Source organism: Longimicrobium sp., assembly GCF_036554565.1.
Lineage (GTDB): Bacteria > Gemmatimonadota > Gemmatimonadetes > Longimicrobiales > Longimicrobiaceae > Longimicrobium.
On sequence record NZ_DATBNB010000297.1, the window covers coordinates 1 to 24,536 of the forward strand.

Consider the following 24,536-nt stretch of genomic DNA (forward strand, 5'->3'; position numbering starts at 1 on the left):
CAGCCAGTGGAGCATGCGCAGCGCCACGCTGAGCTTTTCCTACGCGTTCGGCCGACCGCCGCGTGATCGCCGCGACCGGGCCGAGGACGAGGAGCAGGAGGAGTCGGTCATCCGCTGATCGGCGCGTCGCCCCTCAGGTCCGCTGGGGCGACTGAAGTCGCGGCTGGAACGGCACGAAGTCCGCCTTCGCGGACTGCTCGCGTGGTCGGCCGCCCTACGGCTGGTGTGAGGTACGTGCAGGTGAAGCCCCGAGCGGGACGCGACAGCGGCCTGGGTCGGGGCTTTTCCCGTTTCGAGCGGTGGGTCCCGCTCACGTCCGGACTGCACGGAACCGCGGCTTCAGCCCGAGCCCCGGTTGGGTCGGGCGAATGAATTCGCGGCAACAACCACACGAAGTCCGCCTGCGCGGACTGGCTTGCAGTCGTGCTGCCGCTACTGTCGTGCGCGACCTTACCCCATCTACACCGCGCATTCCGAGGCTCCGGTGCGCTTCGGCCGCTGTGTGGCGGATCCCTCGGTCGCTGCAAGCCGTGGCGTACGGGCAGGTCGTTCTTGGCCGCTCCGTCGGGATGACAGGTGCGCTCCGGCGGAGTCTTGCGTCGTCATCCACTTCGGGTTTTATTCGGAGTCGAAGAAAACCCGAAGCAGGAGCATTCGATGGATGCGATGACGCTGGAGCAGAAGCTGGAGCTGCTGATCGGCCTGGCGGGCGACGACCGCGACGGGGCGCCCGGCAAGGACCGATCGATGCTCCCGCCTCGGCTGCGCCATGCAAACGATGTGGGAGCGCTGAGGCCGGTGAACATCCGCGAGCTGCGCGTGGCCGGCAAAGGCAAGCTGTCGCTGATGCGCATCCTGATGACCAACGCGTGCAGCTTCAACTGCCACTACTGCCCCATGCGCCGCGACAGGGCCATGCCGCGCACGCTGCTGAAGCCCGAAGAGCTCGTGAGGATCTTCCTGGATGCGTTCCACCGCGGCTGGTGCAGCGGGCTCTTCATCACCACGGGCATCCCCGGCCGGCCCGTGAAGGTGATGGACGACCTGATCCACGTGATGGAGCTGCTGCGCGAGAAGCACCGCTTTACGGGATACGTGCACGTGAAGATGGTGCCGGGCGGGCAGGCGGCGCAGATCGAGCGGCTGACGGCGCTGGCCAGCCGCGTGTCGCTGAACCTGGAGGCGCCCTGCGGCTCCTCGCTCGCGCAGATCGCGCCCGAGAAGAGCCTCGACACCTCCCTCGCCAGCCTGGAGCAGGCGCGCAGGGTGGTTTCGCGCGAGCGCGGTGAGCGGCGCGACGGCAAGCCGGGCGATCCGCTGCACCCCGGCGGCGTCTCGGGAATGACCATGCAGTTCGTCGTGGGCGCCACGCCCGATAGCGACCGCACGCTGCTGGGAAAGGTGACGGAATTGTACGCCCGCGGCGGCATCCATCACGCGCACTTCAGCGCCTTTCGCCCCATCCGCGACACGCCGCTGGAGAACGCGCCCGAAACGCCCGTGCTGCGCGAGAACCGGCTGTACCAGGCCGATTATCTCGTGCGCCAGTACGGCTTCGGCGCCGACGAGGTGGTGTTCGACGAGCGCGGCAACCTGCCGCTGGGGAACGATCCCAAGACGTCGTGGGCGCTGGCCCATCCGGAGCGCTTTCCCGTGGAGGTGAAAACGGCCTCGTACGATGACCTGGTGCGCGTCCCCGGCATCGGGCCGGGGACGGCCAAGCGCATCGTGGCCGAGCGTGCGACCACGGTCCTGCGCGGCTTGGCGGACCTGCGGAAGCTGGGCGCGGTCACCACGCGCGCGGCGGGGTTCCTTACGCTGGGCGGAAGGCGCCTGCAGACGGTGACGTGGACGGAGCAGCTGGGGTTCTTCGGTCCGGACGATGACACCGGGCGCCATCACCTGACCTACAGCGTCAGCCCCGGCACCTTCCGCTAGGGTCAGCGCCGGGTGCGGCTGGACCAGTGGATGGCGGTGATGCGCCAGCCATCCCGCGTGCGGGCGAGCACCATCAGCTCCGCGCCCGCTGAGTTGACGGCGCGTCCCCGGAACTGGCCCTGCGCCACGCTGGTCGCGGACGCCCACGCCACATCGCCCTCCACGCGAATCTGGACGGGTGTGCGGGTGGACTGGACCGCGCGGGCGAACTCGATGTCGGCCGGCAGGTGATGGCCCCGGTACTCAGGCACGTACTCCACCCCACCCGACTCCAGGATCACCGCATCCGGCGCGAGCAGCGCGAGAACGGCGGCGCTGTCCCCCATCTCCAGCGCATGGTGGAAGCGCGCCACGGCGGCCGTGACCTCGGCCGAATCCCGCGCAAATGACCGGGTCGGCGCCGCGGAGACCACGTCCCTGGGTTCCACCACGACCACCGGCGCCGGATCGACCTGTACGGCGGGTTGCGGCGCCAGGGTGAACCGGGGGCCGCATGGACGGCTGCAGGCGCTCAGAAGTGTGGCGGCGATCATCGGAATCGCGAGCTTTACGCGCATCGGCATTCAGTCGGTCGGGGTGGATTCAGCGGCGTCGCGCAGCTCGCGGAAGAGCCTCGCGAAATCGGCCGCCTGGTAATTGGCGTTCAGGCCGCTGGGGTTCGGCAGGATCCAGATCGGCCGGCCGCCCACCGTCTCCTCCTGCGGTCCCAGCGTGGCCCTGGGCCGGTTGAACGCCGTGCGGTACGCGCCGACGCCCAGCACTGCCAGCCAGCGGGGCGCGTACCGGCGCACCTTTTCATCCAGGTTGCGCCCGCCCTCCGCCAGTTCCGCCGGGGTGAGATCCGCCGCGCCCGTGGTCGCGCGATCCACGATGTTGGTGATGCCGTAGCCGTAGCGCAGCAGCTCGCCCTGCTCGGACGGGTCCAGCACGCGCGGGGTGAAGCCGCCCGCGTGCAGCGCCTTCCAGAACCGGTTCCCCGGCCGCCCGAAGTGGTATCCCACCGCCGCCGTGTACAGCCCGGGGTTGATGCCGCAGAACAGCACCTTCAGCCCCGGCGCGATCACGTCGGGGATCGTTGTGTTCAGCGCGGCTGCGATCTCTTCTTTCGTCGGTCTGCGTACGGGCATCGGGGAAACACTCTGAATTGGAAGCCGCTCATCCTGTCATCTAGCGACTAAGCCTGCCATCCTTGAGGCCCAGCCAATCATTCATCGACACGCCGGCACCTTGTCATCCAGAGGCCCAGGCGCACCCAATTTGCCCGCGGCACAACCCACGCGGGCCGAAGGATCTAGCCTGAGGCCGCTTCTCAGCACGGGCGCGGCAGCGGGATGGAACCGTGGGACTCGGACCCGCCGCGGATCTGCCTCGGACCCAACCTTCCGAGCGGCCCCGGCCTGCACGGGCGAATGAATTCGCTGCAACAACTACACGAAGTCCGCCTTCGCGGACTGGCTTGCCTCGGTGTCGCCAGACGCCGTGGCGCGCCCCTGCCCCGTTCCCTGCGATGATCGCACCACCCGGAAGCGGAGCCCGCCGCCGCTCCCGTCGGGTGGTGCGATTCGCCCCGGGAGACTTGCGTAATCTGTGGTGAGTGATTAATCTCTCACCAACGTCCCGAAGAATGATCCGTCTCGTACGTACACGATCACCGCTCGTGAGACAGACCATGGAACCCATGAGAGTGTTCGTTGCCGGTGCCACCGGCGCGCTGGGGTTGCCGCTGGTTCGCGCACTCGTCGCCCGCGGCCACCACGTCGTCGGAATGACCCGGTCACCATCCAAGCGGGATACGATTGCGCGGCTCGGGGCAGAGCCGGTCGTCGCCGACGCCCTGGATGGGAAGCAGGTGGAAACGGCGGTCCGCGCTTCGCGCCCCACGCACGTGGTGCACGCACTCACCGCGCTGCCTGCGACCGGGCCCATGCGGATTTCGGACCTGCGCCCGACCGACGCGCTGCGGACGACCGGAACCCGGAACCTTCTCCACGCAGCGGTGGCGGCCGGGGCAAGGCGGATCGTAGGCGAATCGATGGTTCTCGCGTACGGATTCGGGGACCACGGCCCGGTGCCGAAGGTGGAATCGGACTTTCTCAGCCACGAGCAGCCTCGCCCCTGGCTCCGGCCCACCGTCGATGCGGTGCGGTCGATGGAGGAGCAGATGCTCGCCGCGAACGCGACCGGCGACATCGAAGCCATCCCCCTGCGCTACGGCTTCTTCTACGGCCCCACGGGCGCCACCGAGTACATCCTGCGGATGCTCCGGCGCCGCAGGATGCCGACGATCCGCGGGATCCAGGGGGCCTGGCCGTACATCCACATGCACGATGCGGTCGCCGCGGCCATCGCCGCGCTGGAGCAGGGCGTTCCGGGAGAGGTCTACAACGTGGTGGACGACGAACCTGTGAGCTTCAACGAGTTTCTCCTCCGCGCCGCCGCGAGCATCGGGGCGCCGCCGCCCAGGTCGGTCCCCCTCGGCGTCGTGCGCCTCCTGGCGCCGTACGTCGCCTACAGCGTCTCCACCCGCCTCGCGGTCTGCAACGCCAAGGCGAAGCGCGCACTGGGCTGGTCGCTCCAGTTCCCCACCACGCGAGAGGGGCTGGCGGCACTCGAGGGCGCAGGCGGGTGACGCAGCGAAGGCCCGGCGTGCGCCGGCGCGTGCGAGCACTATATTCCCGCGCTCCGCGGAAACGCTCGCGCCCCCGACCACGCTCGATGCCGAAGATGTCCGACACCGCAGACCGGATCGTGAAGGAGGCCATGAGGCTCTTCGGCGAGAAAGGCTACGAACGCACCACCATCGCCGACATCCAGAAGGCGGCCGGGCTGCACCCGGGGTCCGGGGCGCTGTACAAGCACTTCCCCTCGAAGGAGGCGGTGCTCCAGGCGGGGCTGGACAAGCTGGCCGCGGCCAGCCGCCAGGCGAAGACGCTGATGGCCGAGCTGCAGGGGCCGGCACCGGACGTCATGCTGCGGCTGGGCGCCGCCGCGCTGGCGATGCTGGAGGAGGAGCAGGACGCCCTGCGGATCATCTGGCGCGAACTGGAAGCGTTCCCGCAGATGCGCGACGCGGCGCGCGATGCGCGGCTGCAGACGACGTACGCGGCGCTCGCGCAGTGGCTGCGGGCGAGGAGCGCCAGCGGCGAGCTGCGCGTCGACGATCCCGAGGCGGCGGCCGTCGTCGTGCTGGGAAGCATCAACATGTTCCGCCTCTTCGAGAACCTGCTCGGCGGGCGCCTGATGGGGCTGGATGACGAGCGGTTCCTCCGCGCGTGGCACTCGCTGCTGACGCAGGGGATGCTGCCGGCCCGTGTTCCCGACGTGACGGACGAACGAGCGTAGATGTCTGGCTCCCGATGGGGCACCCGCGTCGCGGTTTGGTGAGAGAACAATCTCTCACCAAACCGCATTCACAATCGAGATGAAGGCCCAGCAATGAGTGACCTGCTGATTCGAAGCGCCGCGAAGCTGAGCTTGCTGCTCAGCCCCATCCTCTACGTACAGGGGCGGCGGCTGAAGCGAACGATGCCCCGACTGCCGGACGCCAGCGGGGCGCGCGGGGGGCTCGCCCCGGGCGGCACCCCGCCGCTGCGGCTGCTCATCGTGGGCGATTCCGCCGTGGCGGGGGTTGGCGCGGCCGAGTTGAACGAGGCGCTCGTGGGCCAACTCGTGCAGAACGTGGCCGCGCGGACCAAGCGGGCCGTGCCGTGGCAGATGCTGGGGCGCCGCGGCATCACCGCGCGCGGCGCCGAGGCGATGCTGATGGACGCGGAACTCTCGTTCGCGCCCGACGTGGTGGTGCTGGTGGTGGGCATGAACGACGTCCTGCAGATGCGGGACCCGAGCGCCTGGAGAAGCGACATGCGCCGTCTGCTCGCGGCCGTGCGGGCGCGGTGCGGCTCGGCGCCCATCGTCCTGGCCGGACTGCCACCCGTGGGACGCATCCCCGTGCTCCCGCAGCCCATGCGTGCCGTCCTGGGGATGAGCGCCAGTATCCTGAACGGGATCATGCTGGAGTTGCGGGCGGAAACCCGGGGTGTTCGGTTCGCTCCGGCGCCCCCGCTGGCCCGCGACCAGGAAAAGAAGGTCTTCTGCGAGGACGGTCTCCATCCTTCGCCGTACGCGTACGCTCGCTGGGCGGAGGTGCTCGGCGGAGCCGTCCTGGCCTCATGCGACGACGTGCGGGCCGCCGGGTGAGCGAGCGCTTCAGGCCAGCTCGGCCTCGATCTGCTCCACGATCGCACGGGCGGTACGGCCCACGCCGATGAGGGTGGCGGAGGCGAAGCCGGTCCAGTTGCCGTAGCCCACCAGCCACAGCCGCGGCTCGCGGACCGAGCGCGTTCCCTCCACCGCGATCCGCCCTCCCTCGACGAGATCCAGCGGCCGCAGGTGGTCCAGCGCGGGGCGGAACCCCGTGCACCAGATCACCGCATCCACCGGCTCCTCCCGCCCGTCCGGCCACACCACGCCATCCGCCGTCATCCGCGCGAACGGGCGCACGGCCCGCAGCACCCCGCGGTCCCGCGCCTCGCGCACCGGCGGCACCATCACGATCTCGCCGAGGCCCACGCGCGGCGGCGGCTCCCTGCCCTCCTGCAGCGCCCGGTACGCCGCGGTCGCCTGGCCGAAGAGATAGCGGCCGTCCACCCAGTCCGGCAGAAAGCCGGGCTCCGCCAGCGTCACCCACGTGGCATCCGCCACCCGCGACACCTCCGCCAGGATCTGCGCGCCCGAGTTGCCGCCGCCCACCACCAGCACCCGCCGGCCCGCGAACGCATCCGGCGTGGTGTACCCGGCGGAGTGGAGTTGCACGCCCTGGAAGTCGTCGCGCCCGGGGACATCCGGGATGAACGGCCGGCTCCACGTGCCCGTCGCGCTCACCACCGCTCTCGCACGCCAGCTGCCCGCATCCGCCACGACGCGGAAACCGTCGCCCTCGCGGTGGACGGCGGCGACGTGGACGGGGCGGCGGATGGGCAGCTCGTAGCGCCGCTCGTAGGCATCCAGGTACTCCAGCACCTCCGCACGCGAGGGATACTCGTCGGTGCCGCCCGGCATCATCCACCCGGGAAGCGAGCTGAACCGCGCGGGGGAGAACAGGCGCAGTCCATCCCACCCGTGCCGCCACGCTCCGCCCGGCCCGTCCTGCGCATCCAGGACGACCCACGACAGCGGCGTCCGGCGCAGATGGTAGCCCACGGCCACCCCCGCCTGCCCTCCCCCGATCACCACCACGTCCACGTCTTCCGTCATCGCCCCCACACACGAGCCGCGCATCGCACCACCCCGCCGACAGGGTATCAGCCAAGTTTCCGTGGGAACAGGGGTTGCGCGAGCGGACCGCCGCTTGCGAGATGGGCGGCCAGCACGGGCATCGACACCACGGAACGACCACACGGGAGCGAGCGCGGATGCCGGATCAGGAGCAGCAGGAACAGCCGGGCAAGGCCATCCGGGTGCAGGTGCAGGGCGCCAAGGGGCAGGACGTGGGCAAGGGCGTGGCGCGGCTCGGGCGCAAGACGTTCGACCGGCTGGGCATCGAAGAGGGTGCCGTGGTGGAGATCACCGGAAAGCGCACCACCGCCGCGCTGGCCCTGCCGCCCTTTCCCGAGGACGAGGGCCTGGACCTGATCCGCCTGGACGGCCTGCAGCGCGCCAACGCCGACGCGGGCATCGGCGACCACGTGCAGGTACGCAAGGCCGACATGAAGGCCGCGCGCCGCATCACCATCGCCCCCGCCCAGCCCAACATGCGGCTGATGGGCTCCGGCGACGCGCTTCGGCGCACGCTCTTCCACCGCCCCGCGGTGACGGGCGACGTGATCTCCACCTCCGTCTACCGGCGCGGCGGGACGCGGGCTACGGACCCGAATCCCCTTCCCGAAGACATCCTGCGCACGCTCCTCCAGCAGACCACCTTCGGCCTGCAGGAGGTGCGGCTTCGCGTGGTGGCCACCACCCCCCGCGGCGTGGTGCAGGTGGTGGAGGAGACCGAGATCGAGCTGCTGCCCGAGTACGTGGAGGCCACCGAGCGGCGCAGCGCCGACGTCACGTACGAGGACATCGGCGGGCAGGGCGCGACCATCGAGCAGGTTCGCGAGATGATCGAGCTGCCGCTGAAGCACCCCGAGCTCTTCCAGCGGCTGGGGATCGACCCGCCCAAGGGCGTGCTCCTGCACGGCCCGCCGGGCACGGGCAAGACGCTGATCGCCCGCGCCGTGGCCAGCGAGGCCGACGCGCAGTTCTTTCACATCGCCGGGCCCGAGATCATGGGCCGCTACCACGGCGAGAGCGAGCAGCGGCTGCGCGACGTGTTCGAGCAGGCGCAGAAGCAGGCGCCGTCCATCGTCTTCATCGACGAGATCGACAGCATCGCCCCCAAGCGCGAGGAGGCCACGGGCGAGGTGGAGCGCCGCATCGTGGCGCAGCTGCTGACGCTGATGGACGGGCTGGAGCCGCGGCAGAACGTGGTGGTGATCGGCGCCACGAACCGGCCGAACGCGCTGGACGAGGCGCTGCGCCGGCCGGGGCGCTTCGACCGCGAGATCGTCATCGGCGTGCCCGACATGGCGGGGCGGCGCGAGATCCTTTCCATCCACACGCGCGGCATGCCGCTGGACGACGACGTGGACCTGGACGAGATCGCGCGCATCACCTACGGCTTCGTGGGCGCCGACATGTCGGCGCTGGCGCGCGAGGCGGCCATCGAAACGCTGCGGCGCCACCTGCCCAACATCGACCTGGACCGCGACGAGATCCCGCAGGAAATCCTGGAGCAGCTGATCGTCTGCCGCAACGACTTCATGAGCGCGCAGAAGCGGGTGCAGCCCTCGGCGGTGCGCGAGATCATGATCCAGGTGCCCGACGTGGGATGGGAGGACATCGGCGGGCTGGAGCAGGCGCAGATGCAGCTGCGCGAGGGGGTGGAGCTGCCGCTGAAGCACCCGGACGCGTTCCGTCGCCTGGGGATTCGCCCCGCCCGCGGGTTCCTTCTCTACGGGCCCCCGGGAACGGGCAAGACGCTGATCGCGAAGGCGGTTGCACGGGAGTCGGAGGCCAACTTCATCGCGGCCAAGTCGTCGGACCTGCTGAGCAAGTGGTATGGGGAGAGCGAGCAGCAGGTGTCGCGCCTCTTTCAGCGCGCGCGGCAGGTGGCGCCCACGGTAATCTTCATCGACGAGATCGATTCGCTGGCCCCGCAGCGCGGCGGCGGCGGGCTGGGCGAGCCGGCGGTGACGGAACGCGTGGTGAACACCATCCTGGCGGAGATGGACGGGCTGGAAGAAGCCAACGGCATCGTGGTGATCGGCGCGACCAACCGCCCGACGCTGCTGGACCCCGCCCTGCTGCGCCCGGGCCGCTTCGACGAGATGGTGTACATCCCCGTCCCCGACCGCGACGGGCGGCGGAAGATCCTGGGGATCCACACGAGCGAGATGCCCATCGCCGACGACGTGGATTTGGATACGCTTGCCGAGCGCACGCAGGGCTACACCGGCGCGGACCTGGAAGACCTGGTGCGCCGCGCGGGGCTTCACGCGCTGCGCGAGAATCTGGACGTGCCCGACGTGCCGATGAAGTTCTTCGAGACGGCGCTCAAGGAGAGCCGCGCGTCGGTGACGCCGGAGATGGAAAAGGAGTACGAGGAGATCGCCGAGCAGCTCAAGCGTGAAAGCCCGCGCGGGCCCAAGCGCATCGGCTTCATGAGCGACGCAGAGTTGGAGGCGTTCGCGAGCCGGTAGGCCCCTCCCCCGGCCCCTCCCCGCACAAACTGCGTGCGGGGAGGGGAGAACATCATGCCGGATGGGCGGGGCGGGTGCTCGGGCCGGCGCCCCCCATCCCCAACCCTTCCCCCGCAAACTGCGCGGGGGAAGGGAGCCAGTGTGGGCGCCTCCTAAGTTGAAGCGGCGCAAGGGCCTGTCATCCTGAGGCCCAAGCGCACTGTACCTGCCCGAACGCGGACCTTCGCGGGCCGAAGGATCTAGCCCGGGGCACGTACCAGCCGGGGCGCGGCAGCGGTCACCGATGCCGACGCCTCGGCTGCCGTGGGGCCCTCACCCGTCCTCGCTCAGGCTCGTCCACCCTCTCCCACAAACAGCGTGGGAGAGGGGGTACACTTCGGAGGTTTGAGGCGCGGCGGCGGCACGGAGGCAGGCCCCCGGCCCCGTCCCGGCGGTTGCAACCGCGTCTGGAACGTCACGAAGTCCGCCTTCGCGGACTGCACGCCCAGCCGAGTGCGCGAGGCGGGCCGAAGCGGGGTTCAGGTCTCCCCCGGCGTGCGAGGCATCCGGTCGCACCTCGATCGAAGTCTCCTCTCTCCCGCGCTGTTTGCGGGGGAGAGGCCGGGAGAGGGGGCTGCCGCGGCATGCCAGGAACCCAGTCGCACCCGACCGAAGTTCCCCCTCTCCCGGCGTAGTTTGCCGGGGGAGGGGCCGGGGGAGGGGCCCCACCCGCGGCAGCGCCGGCAGCCAGTCGAACCGGATCGAAGTTCTCCGCTCGACTCACCCAACCAGCACATGACCGACGCCCAGACCACCCCCACGGAAATCACCCAGGAAGAGGTCACGGATCAGCTCCGCGCACTCGGCATCGCGCCGGGCGTGCTCGTCGTGCACACGTCGTTTCGCGCCGTGCGGCCGGTGGCGGGGGGGCCGGCGGGGCTGATCGGCGCGCTGCGGGCCGCGCTCGGGCCCGAGGGGACGCTGGTCATGCCCTCGTGGACGGGGAGCGACGAAGAGCCGTTCGACCCGCGGACCACGCCTGCGTCGCCGGACCTGGGCATCGTCGCCGACACCTTCTGGCGGATGCCCGGCGTCGTGCGGAGCGAGCATCCGTTCGCGTTCGCTGCGATCGGGCCCCAGGCGGAGGCCGTCACCTCCGGGCCGCTCCCCCTGCCCCCGCACGTGCACGACAGCCCCATCGGCCGGGTGTACGATCTCGACGGCCAGGTGCTGCTGCTGGGCGTCGGGCACGACGCGAACACCACGCTGCACCTGGCGGAGCTGCTGGCCGGCGTACCCTACGGCGTGCCGAAGCACATCACCGTTCACCACGAGGGCCGCCCGGTCCGCGTGCCCTATCGCGAGAACGACCACTGCTGCCAGCGCTTCGGCCTGGCGGACGGCTGGCTGCGGGACCGCCGGCTCCAGGCCGAGGGGCGCGTCGGACACGCGGATGCGCGCCTCGTCCGCTCGCGGGACGTCGTACGCGTGGCGCTGGAAATCCTGGAGCGCGATCCCCTCGTTTTCCTGCATCCGTCCGACGCCGGATGCGAGGAGTGCGACCAGGCGCGGAGCAGTGTCATTGGGTGATGGACGCGGCCCATTCGATGCATAATGTGCGTACAGGGTTTCGCGCACGGCTTCCGGGGCGTATCCTCCACGCGCTTTCCCGCTGACTCTTCATCCAGTTGATCGCGCCGCCGGCATGATGGACCCCTCGGCCCCGTTCCAACCTCCGCCCGCCACGCAGCGCGACCCGCTGCTTGCCCGCATCCAGGCGCTCGAGGAGCACGCGCGGCAGCTGCAGCAGGAGAACGAGCGGATGCACGCGCACCTGGCCGGCGAGCGCGGCCGGGCCCAGGAAGCGCTCCGCGCCAGCGAAGAGCAGCTGCGGATGGCCGCCGCCGCCGCCGAGCTGGGTACGTGGCGCCACGACCTGTCCGCCGACCTGTTCTACCTGGACGAGCGCGCCCAGCAACACTACGCGCTCGGCGCCATCTCGCCGCCCGACGCGCTGATGGAGCGCGTGCATCCCGACGACCGCGCCCGCCTGGGCGGCGAGATCGGCGCGGCGCTTGACCCCGCGGTCCGTGCGCGGGTGAGCACGGAATACCGCGTGGTCCATCCCGACGGAGCGGTGCGGTGGCTGCGCATCCAGGGACGGGTGGAGTTCGATGGCGATGGACGCGGCGCGCGGGCCACGCAGGGCTTCGGCACGGTGCAGGACGTAACCGGGCGCAAGGAAGCAGAGGTGGCGCTGCGCGAGAGCGAGGCTCGGTACCGCCGCCTGTTCGATTCCATCGACGAGGGATTCTGCGTCGTCACCATGATCTTCGACGACGCTGAAAATCCCGTGGACTACGTGTTCCTGGAGGCCAACCCGGCATTCAGCAAGCAGACGGGGCTGACGGGGGCAGTGGGGCGGTCCGCGCGCGAGCTGCTGCCGGACCTGGAAGACGAGTGGTTCCGCATCTACGGCGAGGTGGCGAGAACGGGCCGGCCCATCCGCTTTCAGAACGGGTCGGAGGCCATGCACCGCTGGTTCGACGTCTTCGCCTTTCGCGTGGACGAGCCCGAGCAGCGGCGCGTGGCCATCCTCTTTACCGACGTCACCGAGCACATCCGCGCCGACCGCGAGCGAGAGCGCCTGCTGGGCGAAACGGAGGCCGCGCGCGCCGAGGCCGACGCCGCCAACCGCGCCAAGTCCGATTTCCTGGCCTCCATGAGCCACGAGCTGCGGACCCCGCTGAACGCCATCGGCGGATACGTGGACCTGCTCGACCTGGGCATTTACGGCTCGCTCAGCGATGCGCAGCGCACGTCGCTGGCCCGCATCGGCGCCAACCAGCGCCACCTGCTAACGCTCATCAACGACATCCTGTCCTTTGCCCAACTGGAGGCGGGCCGCATCGAGTTCGACGTGCGCCCGCTCTCCGCGATGGAATTGATCGCCAGCGTGGAATCGCTCGTGGCACCCCAGGCGGCCGCCCGGGGCGTGTCGTACGCCGCCGAGCCCTGCGATCCGGCGCTGTGCCTGCGAGGCGATGCGGAGCGGATGCGGCAGATCCTGCTGAACCTGGTGGGCAACGCCATCAAGTTCACCCCCGCCGGCGGCCGCGTGGTGCTGTCGTGCGACGCGGACGGCCGATGGGTGCACCTGCGCGTGCGCGACACCGGCGTCGGCATCGCGCCCGAGGAGCAGGAGCGCATCTTCGACCCCTTCCAGCAGGTGGGCCGACGCCTGAGCAGCCCGACGGAGGGCGTGGGGCTGGGCCTGGCCATCAGCCGCGACCTGGCCCGTGCGATGGAGGGCGAGCTGTCCGTCGACAGCACGCCGGGAGAGGGGAGCACCTTCACCGTCCGCCTGCCGCGGGGCTGACGGGGAAACGGGCGAGCACCCGGATCGGCACGGAGCCCCGGCGCGAGCATCGCGCCGGGGCTTTGCGTACCCGTGTGGACAGTGTGCGGCACGCGGCCTGCTTCCTCCCCGCCGCCTGACGCGACAGGCAACGCACTTTCAGGAGGGCAGCGCATGCGAGCGATGGTGTACCGGGGGCCGTACCGGATCCGTGTGGAAGAAAAGGACATGCCCCCCATCGAGCATCCCAACGACGCGATCGTGCGCGTCACCCGGGCGGCCATCTGCGGTTCGGACCTGCACATCTACCACGGGATGATGCCCGACACGCGCGTGGGCCAGACGTTCGGCCACGAGTTCGTGGGCGTGGTGGAAGAGGTGGGCTCGTCGGTGCAGAACCTGAAGCGGGGCGACCGCGTGATGGTGCCCTTCAACATCTTCTGCGGCAGCTGCTTCTTCTGCTCGCGGAAGCTGTACGCCAACTGCCACAACGTGAACCCCAACGCCACCGCGGTGGGCGGCATCTACGGGTACTCGCACACCACCGGCGGCTACGACGGCGGCCAGGCGGAGTTCGTGCGCGTTCCCTTCGCCGACGTGGGGCCCAGCATCATTCCCGAGTGGATGGACGAGGAAGACGCGGTGCTGCTCACCGACGCGCTCCCCACGGGCTACTTCGGCGCGCAGCTGGGCGAGATCCAGGAAGGCGACGTGGTGATCGTCTTCGGCGCCGGCCCGGTGGGGCTGTTCGCGGCCAAGAGCGCCTGGCTGATGGGCGCCGGCCGGGTGATCGTCATCGACCACCTGGAGTACCGGCTGGAAAAGGCGCGCGAGTTCGCCCACGCGGAGACGTACAACTTCGCCGAGTACGACGACATCGTCACGCACATGAAGAAGATCACCGACTTCCTGGGCGCGGACGTGGCCATCGACGCCGTGGGCGCCGAGGCTGACGGGGCCTTCTTCCAGCACGTGACCGCGGCCAAGCTCAAGCTGCAGGGCGGCTCGCCCATCGCGCTGAACTGGGCCATCGACTCGGTGCGCAAGGGCGGCACGGTTTCGGTCGTCGGCGCGTACGGGCCGCTGTTCAGCGCGGTGAAGTTCGGCGACGCCATGAACAAGGGGCTCACCATCCGTGCCAACCAGTGCAGCGTAAAGCGCCACTGGCCGCGGCTGTTCGAGCACGTGAAGAACGGCGTGCTGAAGCCCAGCGACATCATCACGCACCGGATTCCGCTGGAGCACATCGCCGAGGGCTACCACATGTTCAGCGCCAAGCTGGACAACTGCATCAAGCCCATCGTGGTCCCCAACTGAACGGGAGAGCGATCATGACGGATATCACCGAACACGAGCGGAACGTCCCGTCCGCGGTCAGCGACCTGCCCCGGCCGTACTGGGCATCGACCACGCGGGCGACGGCGCCGCTGGAAGAGGTGCGGCGGACCATCCCCGGCTGGGGGGTGGACCTGAACTACGACGAGCGCACGGCCGTACCCATGGAGGACTTCGACCCCGGGGCCACGGGCGCGCACTGGGACTTTCCCGAGCGGCAGCCGGAAAAGTGGCCGCGCGAGATGTCGCCCGAGCACGGGATGCTGACGCCGGTGTTCGGCACGGCGTGCCCGCCGCGCGGCATCTCGGGCGCCATCCGCAAGTACGCGTACACGCTGGGCGAGGGGAAGACGTCGCACTGGATGCTGCTGATGGCGGCGGACCGCATCGACGTGATCGAGAGCTCGGTAGAGGCGGCGGTGCGCGGCGAGCCCGACAACCCGCTCTCGGAGTCGGGGGTGGTGGCGGAGTTCACGCGGCACGGCCTGCGCTCGCGGGCGTTCAAGAAGCGCGGCGACCTGAATCACCAGTGGATGGACCCGCTGATCGTGGCGGCGCCGTGGCTGCTGGGCGGGTACCTGGCGTACAAGGCCGGCAAGGCGCTGGCCAATGCGAGCCGCGGATCGGACGACCGCCCCAGGTTCACGCGGCCGGGCTGAGGGAGGCCCCTCCGCCGGGGCCCTCACCCGTCCTCGCTTAGGCTCGTCCACCCTCTCCCACAAACAGCGTGGGAGAGGGGGTACACTTCAGAATGCGGGTGCACACCATCGGTCGGTGCGCACCCGCATCCTGTCATCCAGAGGCCCAAGCGCGCTGTACTCGCCCTCACGCCGTTCCTTGCGGGCCGAAGGATCTTGCCGCGGAAGGGTACAAGCCTGGGCGCGGCAGCGGTCACGATCCTGAAGGGCTCGGCTCCTTCCCCCTGCATCGGGGTGAGCCCACGCCGCGGGCGAATGAATTCGCTGCAACAACCACACGAAGTCTGCCTTCGCAGACTGGCTTGCTTCGGTGTGAGATCAAGTCTGTGGCGCGACCGGATCTCGGGCAGTTCTCGCCCTCTCCCGCTTGCGGGAGAGGGGGCCGGGGGGAGAGGGCAGCCGGGGACTGCGCCGGACCCGCCGAAGCGCGCCGAGGTTCGCCAGGGTCTCAGCCGAGCTTTGGTGAAGCGGATGGTCTTGGCCCAGCTCGCGAGGTGTGTGGCGGATCCCTCAGTCGCTGCGGATTGTGATGTGAGGGCTGGATTGACCGGCGCCGCTCCTTCGGGATGACATCGCGCGCTTCGGCGGGTGCCGGTTGCGTGCAAGGTGAAGCCCCGCCCATGACGCGTGCGTCTCCGGCGGGGCTCTCCCTATCGTTGCGGGTTACACGCTCAAGCCGGACCTACCGCCCGATCCAGTAGCTGGCCTTGATCACGAAGATGTTGTCGGCGCGCTGCCGGAAGATGCCGGCGGCGTCGCGCCCGAAGTCGAAGTCGCCGAACGCCTCGCCTCCCCCGCGCTGCTGCTGCCACACCAGGAAGAGCGTGCTCCCCGGACGGTATTCCCACCGCAGCACCGCGTTGCCGCGCAGCGACCGCACGTTCAGGTCGGGGTTGCCGAACGAGAACGCCTGGGCCGAACGCGCGCCCTCGACCGCGCAGTTGCCGTTGGGATCGGCCGTGTATTCGTTGTTCGCCTGGTCGAAGCAGATGGTTCCGAAATCCTGCCCGTACTCCTTCTTTTCCAGCGTCCGCGGCCCGGTGAACTCGCTGAACCGCTCGTAGTCGCCCGCGAAGACGAACGGCTGGGCGAACAACTCCAGCGTCAGCGTGGGCGTGAACGTCCAGTTCAGCCGCGTGTTCATCGACAGCTGGTGCTGCGCCAGGTTCGCCACCACCGCGCGCTGGCCGAAGAAGTGGGTGGCCGTGGCGTCGTCGCGGCGCAGCACGAACTGCTGCGTGTTGCGGGAAAAGCTGTACGACGGGCCCATCGTGAGCTGCACGTGCGGCGCGGGGCGAATGCGCACGCTGCCCGTCATCGACGTGTAGCTCCCCCCGTCGGTGTCCTGGATGTAGTTCCCGTTCAGCGAGTAGAGCAGCGCCTTGCGCGGGTCGGTGCTCATCCGGGCGTGCAGCAGGTAGTCGCCCGGCCGGCGCGCCACCCCGGCCCCGCGGGTCAGCCGGTCGTCGTTCACCGCGGGGTGCACCTCGGTGTAGAACGCCACGTTCCAGTAGTTCGTCAGCTGGCCGCCGGTGAACAGGTGCAGCTGCGCCCCGGTGCGGTCGCCGTCGAAGTTGTACTCCTGCTGTCCGCCGACGATGGCCTGCCACGAGCGGTAGTGCCGGGTGGGCGTGTTCCACCGGCGCATCACGTTGGCCAGCGTCCACACGTAGTCGGCGCGGTTCAGGAACGCGGCGTCGTTCACCTCGAAGCCCGGGCTGCGGTAGTTCACCGCGCCCTCCCACTGCCACTCGCCCGCGTCCTTGGCCATGCGCAGGTATCCGCCGTGGCCGCGCAGCGCCGTGGCGGATGGATCCAGCAGGTCCGAGAACATCCCGTTGCCGCCGCTCTGCCGGTCAGGCCGCTGGAAGTAGCGCGCGGACGAGTTCTGCAGCCGCAGGATGGAGTTGGAATCGCCCGCCACGCTGGAGAAGGCGAAGTTGCCCATCAGGTGGTAGGTGCGGTTCTTCCACCACGCATCCCAGTCTACGCCCACCGCCTCGGCGTGCCCGGGAAGGCGGGCTTCCAGCGCATCGGATTCGAACCGGCGGATGACCGACGTGGCGATGGCGCCCACGGTGAGGTTGCCGCCCCGCAGGTTCTGCCGCACCCGGCCGACGAAGTAGTTGCTGGCCGGCTCCACCTCTTCGGTGAATTGCATCCCCAGCGTGTCCTGCCCAAGTGCCCGCTCGGAACGGGTGACGGCGTTCAGCAGCCCCACCTGCAGCCCGCCCGACGTGCGGCCGGTGACCTTGGCCGCCCCCAGGATGGTGCTGTTCTCCGGCCTCTCCACGTACTCCGTGCCGCCCTGGGTCACGCTGCCCTGGGGCGCACGCCCGATTCGGCGGGAGTAGAACAGCGACATCGACGACACGTTGGAGCAGTTGAAGCACGAGAAGCCGCCGAAGCCGAACAGCCCGCTGCCTTCCACGAAGAACGGCCGCCGCTCGGCGAAGAAGGTTTCGAAGGCCGACAGGTTCACCACCGCGGGGTCTACCTCCACCTGCCCGAAATCCGGGTTGATGGTGGCGTCGAGCGTGAGGGTGGAGCTCAGCTGGTACTTGAGGTCGGCGCCCACGCGCGTGCTGTACTCGCTGGCGCTCTGGAACGGGCTCCCCGGCTGCGTGGGGCGCACGTAGCTCGCGCGGCTCAGCGCGTAGGGCAGCAGCTCCACCCGGCCCCGGTTGCGCGGAGCGCGGATTCCCTCCAGGTGGCCATACCGCGCCGGCCCGCCGCTCTCGCGCTTGGGCCAGAAGCTCCACGACGAGTTCTCGTTCAGCCGCTCCACGAAGCGCTCCACCTGCAGCCCCCACGTCTGCATGCTGTCGCGCGGAAAGCGAAGCTGGCTGAAGGGAATCCGCAGCTCGGCGGCCCATCCCAGCGAGTCCGTGCGGGCGGCCGCGGAGTACACCGGGTCCCACGAAGGGTCGGCGTTGGCCGATGCCTGCCCCGCGTCGTTCTTCACCCCCGACGGGTTGACGAGGAACGCGGTGACGCCGGTGTGGTCGTGGTAGGTGTCGAAGATGAACTGCACGTAGTCGCCGCTGTTCACCTGGTCGCGGCGGAACAGGCGGTCGCTGACGCCGCGCGCGCCGAGCGAATCGTACATCCGCGCGCCGATGTACAGCGCGTCGGCGTCGTAGGCCACGCGAATCTCGGTGCGCTGGGTGGCGGGCTGCCCCTCGCTGGGGTCCCGCTGCACGAAGTCCGTCGCGGGCGCGGGCGACCGCCAGACGGCCTCGTCCAGGCGGCCGTCGACCACGATGGGAACCGTGCGCTCCACGGCCTGCATGCGCGGTGCGGTGCCCGTGGCGTGCGCGCCGCCCTGTGCGCCGGCGGGCGGGGCGAACGCGAGCGCGGCGGCAAGCACCGTGGCCATGGGAAGACGGAGATGCATGGGCATCGGAGGGATCTCGTGGAAAGGAGGGCCGGGCGGCGGATCATCGACGCTTGGATGCGCGGGCCCGGCGAATGGTTGGGACGCGGCCTGACCCGGGCTCATCGGTTGCGCCGCACGTACTCGGGTCCGATGCCGTGGATCTTCATCCTCACCAGCGCGTCGGGCGAGGTGTCGCGGAAGCCAGCCTCGCGCACCTCGCGGATGAACTGCGGCGTCACGCCGTGGATCGTCATCCGCACCAGCTGCTCGGCGGTGGCGTTGTCGAATCCCAGCGCCCGGTACTCGCGGATGCGCTCGGGGGTCACGCCGTGGATGCCCATCTGCATCAGTTCGTGGCGGTCGAGACCGCGAAAGCCCAGGGCCGCCAGCTCGCGCACCAGCTCGGGCGTCACCTGGTGGATCTTCATCTGCGTGACCTCGTCGGCCGAGAGCCCTTCGAAGCCCGCCCCGCGCAGCCCGCGCACGTAGTCGGGGGTGATGGAGTGGATGCGCAGGTCCACGAGGTCGTCCGCGGACAGGCCGGTGAAGCCCACCGCCGCCATCTCGCGCACCAGCTCGGCGTTCACTCCGTGGATGCTCATCCTCAGCAGCTCGTCGCGGTCCAGGTCGCGGAACCCCAGCGACTCCATCTCGCGCACGAACGCCGCGCTCACCCGGTGGATGCGCATCTCCACCACGTTCTCCACCGTGTTGGCGCCGCCGATGCCCAGCGCCCTCATCTCGCGGACGTACTCGGGCGTGATGTCGAAGATGGACAGCTTCATCACGTCCTCCATGTCGAACGTGCCCAGCCCCAGCCCCGACAGGCGCCGCACCCCCTCGGCGGATGCGCCGACGAGGGCCAGGTGCATCAGCTCGCGGTCCGTGACGTCACCGGTGCCCTGCACGCCCAGCGAGCGGAGGGCGGACGGGAACTGGCGGTTGGGGCGAAAGCGGAAGTGGCCCGATCCCCTGCCCTCGCGGAACGTGCCGTCGAACTCGAACACGCCTGGCTCGCGGTCGATGCGGAAGGTCACCGGGGTGGACGCGGCCGCCGTCAGCGCGTCGGCGGAGAGCCCGTCCAGGTCCGCGCGGGCGATGGAGTTTCCCCAGACGGAGCTTTCGGTCATCAGGTTCAGCTGCAGCCGGTCCGGGCCGCCGTGGCGCGCGTCGATGGTCCAGGTGCCTCCGGTGCTGTCGTCGGCGGCGGAGGCCGTCGTAAGGTCGATGGCCGGGGACCGATGGACCGTGGCGGAGACGACCGCGGCGGTCGCCAGCAGGGCGGCGGCGGTGGCGAAAAGTGCTCTGCGCATGGGGCAGCTCCTGTCGGAAAGGTGATGGATGGGCACACGCCGGGGTGGATGGCCGCCTCGTACGGGCTCCACCTGCAAGAAACTTCGGGGGAAGCGAGGCGGCGCGCGCCGCCTCGATCCCGTTACAGGACTTCGGCTTACGGAGTCCGGGCGCGGCCCCTGGCCTGGTCGCGGTCCACGCCGCTGGCACGCAGCCGGATCAACTGGTCCGCGTTCAGGTCGGCGAAGCCGGCTTCGCGCAGCTCGCGGATGTACGCCGCGTCGATGCGGTGCGCGCGTAGGTCCGTCAGCCGCTTGGCGGAGAAGCCGGTGAGCCCCACGCCGGCCAGCTCGCGGATGTAGGCGCCGGTGACGCCGACCGCGCGCAGGCCGGAGAGCGTTGCCACATCCAGCCCCGACAATCCTGCTGCGCGAAGTTCCGCAAGGTAGTCGGCGTCCACGCGCAGGGCGCGCAGGCTGGTGGCGTCGTTCGCGGACACGTCGCGCACGCCCTCGCGCACCAGCTCCCGGACGTACTCCCGCGTCACGCCCACGGCGCGCATGCCCGTCAGGTCGCTCGCGGACGCGTTGGCGAAGCCGAGCTCGCGCATCTCCGCGACGAACTGCGCGTCTACGCCCACGGAGCGCATCCCCGTCGCCTCGTCCGCCGAGCGCGGGTTCACCCCGGCGCGGCGCATGTCGGCCAGCCAGGCCGCGGTCACGCCCACGGCGCGGAGGCCGGTCAGCTCATCGGCCGTCAGCCGCCCCCAGCCGACGCCGTTCATCTCGCGCGCGTACTCCGGGGTAACGCCCACGGCGCGCATGGAAACGAGGTCGTCGCTGCTCAGGTCGGTGTAGCCCGCGTCGCGCATCTGGCCGATGTACTCCGCGTCCACGCCCACCGCACGCATGGAGACAAGGCGGTCGATTTCGGCCCGCGCGGGCGGCGTGTCGGTCTGCGCCAGCGACGACGCCGGGCTCAACTTCTTCGCCGCGTGCTCCTTGCGCGTCTCCTTCGCCCCATCGTCGTCGGAGCGCCCCGGACGGAATCCGCCGACTCCATCGATCTCCGCGCCGGCATCGGCGACGAGCGAGGCGTGGGCAACCGCCGCCTCGACGGGGCGCATGGCCGCGAGGGAGCCGACGATCACCATCCCCGCGACGGCGGCGAGAAACTTGGCGCCGGCCGAGGGCACGCCCCGCGAGCGGGCCGCATCCAGCACCCAGAGCAGTCGCGACTCCAGCTGTGAAGGCCGCGCCATACTCACCAGCGCTGGCGACGCCAGCCAGGGCGAGCGGTGCGCGCGGGCGATCTCCAGCAGGTGCGAGGCGTAGTCAGACGCGCGGGTGCCCGTGCGGAGCACCAGGTCGTCGCACGCACGCTCGCGCTCCACCCGCAGGCGCCGCGCGGCGTACCACACGGCCGGGTGCCACCAGAACAGGGCGCACGCCACCTGGGCCAGCGCCTGCGTCAGCGTGTCGAAGCGCTTCACGTGGGCCAGCTCGTGCGCCAGCACCGCGCGGCGGCGGTCGTCGGCCCACTGGTCGGCGTTGGCGGGGAGCACCACCGCGGGCCACAGCAGCCCGCCCGTGGCCGGCATCACAGCGCCGCGGTCCCGCAGCAGCAGCACGGGACGGCGCAGTTGCAGCTGTTCCGCCGCTTCGTGCGCGCTGCGCAGCCACTCGGGGTCGTGCACCACCTGCGCGCGGCGGCCCATCCGCGCCACGCCCCAGAAACCCAGCGCGAGCCACAGCAGCCCGGCGAGCACCCCCGCGGCAGCGAGCCCGGCCGCAGCGCGCGGCAGCCATGCGTCCGCGGCGGAGTGGACGACGGGCATCGGCTCGGACGGGAGGGCCTTGTCCCGCACCTCCGGACGCGGCTGCTCCACCATAAGCCCAGGAGCTGTGGACGCCGCGGCCTCGGAAGACGGGAGCAGCGGAAGCTCCCAGGCGGGAAGCACCAGCGAGAACACGGGGAGCGCGAGAACGCCGATCACGGCCACGCACCACACCAGGTGGCGCACGGCGGCGGATGCGCGCCACAGCAGTGCGGAAACGGCGGCGGCCAGCAGCAGGATGAGCGTCGCCTTGGCGGCCAGCTCCGCCAGCAGGGGCAGCCACTCGGCCCCGGGCATCAGGCCGGCGCTCATTGTCCCTGCTCCCGCGCACGGTCGATCAGCCGGGCCAGCGCATCGAGTTCGTCGTCCGACGGCGGCTCTTCCGAGGCGTCCATCAGCGCGGCCATGGCGGCGGCTGTGGAGCCGGCGAAAAAGGTGCGCAGCACGTGGCGCATGGCCGACTCGCGAACGTCCTCGTGCGGCGCCGTGGGAAAGTAGACGTGCTTGAGCCCTTCCTGCGCGTGCTGCAGGTGCCCCTTCTCTTCCAGGATGCGCAGCATGGCTCGCACGGCGGAGTAGCTGGGGGGATCGGCCAGGTGGGTGCGGACTTCGGACGCGCTGGCGCGGCCCAGGCGGTAGACCACTTCCATGATCTGCCGCTCGCGCCGGCCAAGGTCCAGGGGAGGACTTGCTTCCATCGGGATTCGCTCCGGGTAGACGTGCTAGTACACTAGCATGTGCTAGTGTACTAGCAGGTCTCCACGCCGTCAAGCTTTTTGTTTCGAGAGGGCCCCTCCCCCGGCCCCTCTCCGCACAAACAGCGTGCGGAGAGGGGAGAACATCGGTACTGCGCCGTGGCCGAGTCCCACCCGATGTCATCCCGATGGAGCGACCTCGAGGAGCCTGACCACACACCATTGCTAGCAGCGACTGAGGGATCCGCCACACACTCCCGGGCGCGCCACCCGGCCTTCCCCTCACGAAAACAAGCCAGTCCGCGAAGGCGGACTTCGTGTAGTCGTTGCAGCGAATTCATTCGCCCGAGCCCAGCAACCGTCCCCCTTGACCATATCCGCCACTCACCTTACTTTCCTCACAGGTTAATTAACCATGATGGAAAATACGGATGACGGAAGCCGATCGCCTCAGCGCCACGTTCGCCGCCCTCGCCGATCCCACGCGGCGGGCGATGCTGGCGCGCCTGTCGAGGGGCGAGGCGACGGTCACGGAGCTGGCGGAGCCGTTCGCCATGAGCATGCCCGCCATCTCCAAGCACCTGAAGGTGTTGGAGCGAGCGGGGCTGATCGAGCGCGGCCGCGAGGCGCAGTGGCGGCCGGCGCGGCTGCAGCCGGAACCCCTGCGCGAGGTGAACGAATGGATGGAGCCGTACCGCCGGTTCTGGGAGCAGAGCTTCGACCGGCTGGAAGAGTATCTTCGCACCCTTCAGAGTAGGGAGCCGAGCGATGACCACGGCAGCAAGTAGCACGGATGATCACCCATCTACCCGAGAGACAAGCGCGATGACGACAGCACAGGCAGCCGGCACGGCGGCAACGGGCACCGAAGACCGCGAGATCGTCCTCACGCGCGTGTTCGATGCGCCGCGCGAGCTGGTGTTCCAGGCATACACGCAGCCCGAGCACCTGACGCAGTGGTACGGGCCGAACGGGTTCACCATCACCACGTACGAGCACGACTGCCGCGTGGGCGGAAGGTGGCGGTTCATGATGCACGGGCCGGACGGGAAGGATTGGCCCAACCGTATAGAGTACCGCGAGGTGGTGCGCCCCGAACGCCTGGTGTACGACCATGGCAGCGACGTGGACAACGATCCCGACCAGTTCCACGTGACGATCACCTTCGACGACGAAGGCGGCAGAACGCGCCTCACCTCGCGCATGGTGTTCCGCACCAGCGAGCAGCGCGACGTGAAGACCAGCTTCGGCGCGGTGGAGCTCGGCAATCAGACGCTGGCGCGCCTGGCGGAGCACCTGAAAACCATGCGGCCGAGCTGACGCTCCCTTCTCGGCAACGACGATCGAAGTGCCCCCCTCTCCCGCGCGGTTTGCGGGGGAGGGGCCGGGGGAGGGGGAACCACCTGTCGATCCCACGCCCTCTCGTTCGACGTATCGGTAGCAGGCCAGCAGGCGCCTGATCCGCGCCGAACCCGAGCGAACGAGTGCCACCATGACCCAGCGAACCGCCGATCTCCCGCGGGCCCTCCCCGCCCTGCTGCGCCCCTGCCCGTTCTGCGGAGGCCCGGCGGCGCTCGAACCCGATCCGTGGCTCAGCGAAAGCCTGCGCATCACCTGCGGAACCGCTGGATGCCAGGTGAAGCCCAGTACCGAGTATCTGCTGCCCTGCTTTACCGACGAGCTGTGCGCCGCATGGAACGGCAGGCCATCCATTGAGGGCGCGCGATGAGCGCCGGTTCGGCGGATAGCGATCTGCCCGCCGGCATTGGCAGGCCCGCGCACCGGGCGCTCGCCGCGGTCGGCTACACGCGGCTGGACCAGCTCGCCGGACGGAGCGCGAGAGACCTGCTGAAGCTGCACGGGATGGGACCCAAGGCCCTCGGCCTAATCCGCATCGCCCTTGCAGAGCGCGGCCAATCTCTCGATGATTGACCACGCGCCCAATCACCCGCCGAAGCCCACCCCATGAACGACGATACGACAGCGGATCTGGTCCGCCGCTACTTCTCCGCCTACCAGGCGGCGGATCGCGAGCAACTGGAGGCGCTGCTCGCGGACGATTTCACCTTCACCAGCCCGTGGGACGACCACATCAGCCGCGCGACGTACTTCTCGCACTGCTTTCCGCACGCGGGCTCGTTCCGTTTCCGCCAGCCGATGACGATCTTCGCACAGGGGGACGAGGCGTTCGTGCGCTACGAGACGGAGGGAAAGCCCGGCGGCACCTTCCGCAACGCCGAGTTCTTCCGCACTGCGGATGGGAAGATCCGCTCCATCGAGGT

At 70.0% G+C, this 24,536-nt stretch carries 21 protein-coding genes; 14 read left to right on the plus strand and 7 right to left on the minus strand.

Annotated elements, in window-relative coordinates:
* Positions 1 to 657: 657 nt before the first annotated feature.
* Entirely contained in the window at positions 658 to 1,938 is a 1,281-nt protein-coding gene (locus VIB55_RS07945) for a radical SAM protein (protein WP_331876138.1), read from the plus strand.
* A 2-nt stretch (positions 1,939 to 1,940) separates the two neighbouring features.
* On the opposite strand, the gene VIB55_RS07950 is transcribed toward VIB55_RS07945, so the two are convergent.
* A complete protein-coding gene (locus VIB55_RS07950) occupies positions 1,941 to 2,495 on the minus strand; it encodes a nuclear transport factor 2 family protein (protein WP_331876139.1) in 555 nt (184 codons plus the stop codon).
* A gap of 6 nt (positions 2,496 to 2,501) precedes the next feature.
* Positions 2,502 to 3,065: a G/U mismatch-specific DNA glycosylase gene (gene mug / locus VIB55_RS07955; RefSeq protein WP_331876140.1), complete on the minus strand. Its 564-nt coding sequence runs from the start codon at positions 3,063 to 3,065 to the stop codon at positions 2,502 to 2,504.
* 542 nt (positions 3,066 to 3,607) lie between these two features.
* On the opposite strand from mug, the gene VIB55_RS07960 reads away from it, so the two are divergent.
* From VIB55_RS07960 to VIB55_RS07970, 3 genes are all read left to right on the plus strand, one after another.
* The gene (locus VIB55_RS07960; protein ID WP_331876141.1) at positions 3,608 to 4,567 is read left to right on the plus strand and encodes an NAD(P)-dependent oxidoreductase; all 960 of its coding nucleotides are present in this window, start codon (positions 3,608 to 3,610) and stop codon (positions 4,565 to 4,567) included.
* Between the two features lie 95 nt (positions 4,568 to 4,662).
* Positions 4,663 to 5,280 (plus strand): TetR/AcrR family transcriptional regulator, encoded by a 618-nt coding sequence (locus tag VIB55_RS07965; RefSeq protein WP_331876142.1) that lies wholly within the window; start codon positions 4,663 to 4,665, stop codon positions 5,278 to 5,280.
* 93 nt (positions 5,281 to 5,373) lie between these two features.
* Positions 5,374 to 6,135 (plus strand): SGNH/GDSL hydrolase family protein, encoded by a 762-nt coding sequence (locus VIB55_RS07970; protein ID WP_331876143.1) that lies wholly within the window; start codon positions 5,374 to 5,376, stop codon positions 6,133 to 6,135.
* A gap of 9 nt (positions 6,136 to 6,144) precedes the next feature.
* Here the strand turns inward: VIB55_RS07970 and VIB55_RS07975 are convergent, their stop codons facing one another.
* Positions 6,145 to 7,215 (minus strand): ArsO family NAD(P)H-dependent flavin-containing monooxygenase, encoded by a 1,071-nt coding sequence (locus VIB55_RS07975; RefSeq protein WP_331876144.1) that lies wholly within the window; start codon positions 7,213 to 7,215, stop codon positions 6,145 to 6,147.
* 134 nt (positions 7,216 to 7,349) lie between these two features.
* Between VIB55_RS07975 and VIB55_RS07980 the strand changes: the two genes are divergently transcribed.
* The 5 genes from VIB55_RS07980 (at position 7,350) to VIB55_RS08000 (ending at position 15,011) form a co-directional block, all read left to right on the plus strand.
* The gene (locus tag VIB55_RS07980) at positions 7,350 to 9,680 is read left to right on the plus strand and encodes a CDC48 family AAA ATPase (protein ID WP_331876145.1); all 2,331 of its coding nucleotides are present in this window, start codon (positions 7,350 to 7,352) and stop codon (positions 9,678 to 9,680) included.
* 774 nt (positions 9,681 to 10,454) lie between these two features.
* Positions 10,455 to 11,249: an AAC(3)-IV family aminoglycoside N-acetyltransferase gene (gene aac(3)-IV, locus VIB55_RS07985; protein ID WP_331876146.1), complete on the plus strand. Its 795-nt coding sequence runs from the start codon at positions 10,455 to 10,457 to the stop codon at positions 11,247 to 11,249.
* 115 nt (positions 11,250 to 11,364) lie between these two features.
* Positions 11,365 to 13,038 carry a PAS domain-containing sensor histidine kinase gene (locus VIB55_RS07990; RefSeq protein ID WP_331876147.1) on the plus strand — a complete coding sequence of 558 codons (1,674 nt, stop codon included), beginning with the start codon at positions 11,365 to 11,367 and terminating at the stop codon, positions 13,036 to 13,038.
* A 153-nt stretch (positions 13,039 to 13,191) separates the two neighbouring features.
* Positions 13,192 to 14,334, plus strand: a complete 1,143-nt coding sequence (locus VIB55_RS07995; protein WP_331876148.1) for a zinc-dependent alcohol dehydrogenase — start codon at positions 13,192 to 13,194, stop codon at positions 14,332 to 14,334.
* A 14-nt stretch (positions 14,335 to 14,348) separates the two neighbouring features.
* Positions 14,349 to 15,011, plus strand: a complete 663-nt coding sequence (locus tag VIB55_RS08000; protein ID WP_331876149.1) for a hypothetical protein — start codon at positions 14,349 to 14,351, stop codon at positions 15,009 to 15,011.
* 721 nt (positions 15,012 to 15,732) lie between these two features.
* Here VIB55_RS08000 and VIB55_RS08005 read toward each other — a convergent pair.
* From VIB55_RS08005 to VIB55_RS08020, 4 genes are all read right to left on the minus strand, one after another.
* Positions 15,733 to 18,453 carry a DUF5916 domain-containing protein gene (locus VIB55_RS08005; RefSeq protein ID WP_331876150.1) on the minus strand — a complete coding sequence of 907 codons (2,721 nt, stop codon included), beginning with the start codon at positions 18,451 to 18,453 and terminating at the stop codon, positions 15,733 to 15,735.
* A 95-nt stretch (positions 18,454 to 18,548) separates the two neighbouring features.
* Positions 18,549 to 19,742: a hypothetical protein gene (locus tag VIB55_RS08010; RefSeq protein WP_331876151.1), complete on the minus strand. Its 1,194-nt coding sequence runs from the start codon at positions 19,740 to 19,742 to the stop codon at positions 18,549 to 18,551.
* A 137-nt stretch (positions 19,743 to 19,879) separates the two neighbouring features.
* On the minus strand, positions 19,880 to 21,871 hold the full coding sequence (locus VIB55_RS08015; protein ID WP_331876152.1) for a M56 family metallopeptidase: 1,992 nt from the start codon (positions 21,869 to 21,871) through the stop codon (positions 19,880 to 19,882).
* Entirely contained in the window at positions 21,868 to 22,257 is a 390-nt protein-coding gene (locus VIB55_RS08020) for a BlaI/MecI/CopY family transcriptional regulator (protein ID WP_331876153.1), read from the minus strand. Before VIB55_RS08020 ends, VIB55_RS08015 begins: the two co-directional genes overlap by 4 nt.
* 428 nt (positions 22,258 to 22,685) lie before the next feature.
* Between VIB55_RS08020 and VIB55_RS08025 the strand changes: the two genes are divergently transcribed.
* The 5 genes from VIB55_RS08025 to VIB55_RS08045 form a co-directional block, all read left to right on the plus strand.
* Complete coding sequence (locus VIB55_RS08025; RefSeq protein WP_331876154.1) at positions 22,686 to 23,042, plus strand: metalloregulator ArsR/SmtB family transcription factor; 357 nt, start codon at positions 22,686 to 22,688, stop codon at positions 23,040 to 23,042.
* A gap of 37 nt (positions 23,043 to 23,079) precedes the next feature.
* Entirely contained in the window at positions 23,080 to 23,574 is a 495-nt protein-coding gene (locus VIB55_RS08030) for an SRPBCC family protein (RefSeq protein WP_331876155.1), read from the plus strand.
* Between the two features lie 172 nt (positions 23,575 to 23,746).
* Complete coding sequence (locus VIB55_RS08035) at positions 23,747 to 23,983, plus strand: hypothetical protein (protein WP_331876156.1); 237 nt, start codon at positions 23,747 to 23,749, stop codon at positions 23,981 to 23,983.
* Complete coding sequence (locus VIB55_RS08040; protein ID WP_331876157.1) at positions 23,980 to 24,186, plus strand: hypothetical protein; 207 nt, start codon at positions 23,980 to 23,982, stop codon at positions 24,184 to 24,186. The genes VIB55_RS08035 and VIB55_RS08040 overlap by 4 nt, the downstream gene beginning before the upstream one ends.
* 33 nt (positions 24,187 to 24,219) lie before the next feature.
* The coding region (locus tag VIB55_RS08045; RefSeq protein ID WP_331876158.1) for a nuclear transport factor 2 family protein at positions 24,220 to 24,536 on the plus strand (317 nt) is incomplete at its 3' end.

What these genes read in the sequence shown, in the direction of transcription:
- VIB55_RS07950 (WP_331876139.1), bottom strand. Translation starts at nt 2,495, where the DNA reads ATGCGCGTAAAGCTCGCGATTCCGATGATCGCCGCCACACTTCTGAGC.
- VIB55_RS07975 (WP_331876144.1), bottom strand. Translation starts at nt 7,215, where the DNA reads ATGCGCGGCTCGTGTGTGGGGGCGATGACGGAAGACGTGGACGTGGTG.
- VIB55_RS07965 (WP_331876142.1), top strand. Translation starts at nt 4,663, where the DNA reads ATGTCCGACACCGCAGACCGGATCGTGAAGGAGGCCATGAGGCTCTTC.
- VIB55_RS07980 (WP_331876145.1), top strand. Translation starts at nt 7,350, where the DNA reads ATGCCGGATCAGGAGCAGCAGGAACAGCCGGGCAAGGCCATCCGGGTG.
- VIB55_RS08010 (WP_331876151.1), bottom strand. Translation starts at nt 19,742, where the DNA reads ATGCGCAGAGCACTTTTCGCCACCGCCGCCGCCCTGCTGGCGACCGCC.
- VIB55_RS07960 (WP_331876141.1), top strand. Translation starts at nt 3,608, where the DNA reads ATGGAACCCATGAGAGTGTTCGTTGCCGGTGCCACCGGCGCGCTGGGG.
- VIB55_RS07945 (WP_331876138.1), top strand. Translation starts at nt 658, where the DNA reads ATGGATGCGATGACGCTGGAGCAGAAGCTGGAGCTGCTGATCGGCCTG.
- VIB55_RS08005 (WP_331876150.1), bottom strand. Translation starts at nt 18,453, where the DNA reads ATGCCCATGCATCTCCGTCTTCCCATGGCCACGGTGCTTGCCGCCGCG.
- VIB55_RS08035 (WP_331876156.1), top strand. Translation starts at nt 23,747, where the DNA reads ATGACCCAGCGAACCGCCGATCTCCCGCGGGCCCTCCCCGCCCTGCTG.
- VIB55_RS08040 (WP_331876157.1), top strand. Translation starts at nt 23,980, where the DNA reads ATGAGCGCCGGTTCGGCGGATAGCGATCTGCCCGCCGGCATTGGCAGG.
- VIB55_RS08025 (WP_331876154.1), top strand. Translation starts at nt 22,686, where the DNA reads ATGACGGAAGCCGATCGCCTCAGCGCCACGTTCGCCGCCCTCGCCGAT.
- VIB55_RS08030 (WP_331876155.1), top strand. Translation starts at nt 23,080, where the DNA reads ATGACGACAGCACAGGCAGCCGGCACGGCGGCAACGGGCACCGAAGAC.
- VIB55_RS07970 (WP_331876143.1), top strand. Translation starts at nt 5,374, where the DNA reads ATGAGTGACCTGCTGATTCGAAGCGCCGCGAAGCTGAGCTTGCTGCTC.
- VIB55_RS08020 (WP_331876153.1), bottom strand. Translation starts at nt 22,257, where the DNA reads ATGGAAGCAAGTCCTCCCCTGGACCTTGGCCGGCGCGAGCGGCAGATC.
- VIB55_RS08000 (WP_331876149.1), top strand. Translation starts at nt 14,349, where the DNA reads ATGACGGATATCACCGAACACGAGCGGAACGTCCCGTCCGCGGTCAGC.
- VIB55_RS07995 (WP_331876148.1), top strand. Translation starts at nt 13,192, where the DNA reads ATGCGAGCGATGGTGTACCGGGGGCCGTACCGGATCCGTGTGGAAGAA.
- VIB55_RS07990 (WP_331876147.1), top strand. Translation starts at nt 11,365, where the DNA reads ATGATGGACCCCTCGGCCCCGTTCCAACCTCCGCCCGCCACGCAGCGC.
- mug (WP_331876140.1), bottom strand. Translation starts at nt 3,065, where the DNA reads ATGCCCGTACGCAGACCGACGAAAGAAGAGATCGCAGCCGCGCTGAAC.
- VIB55_RS08015 (WP_331876152.1), bottom strand. Translation starts at nt 21,871, where the DNA reads ATGAGCGCCGGCCTGATGCCCGGGGCCGAGTGGCTGCCCCTGCTGGCG.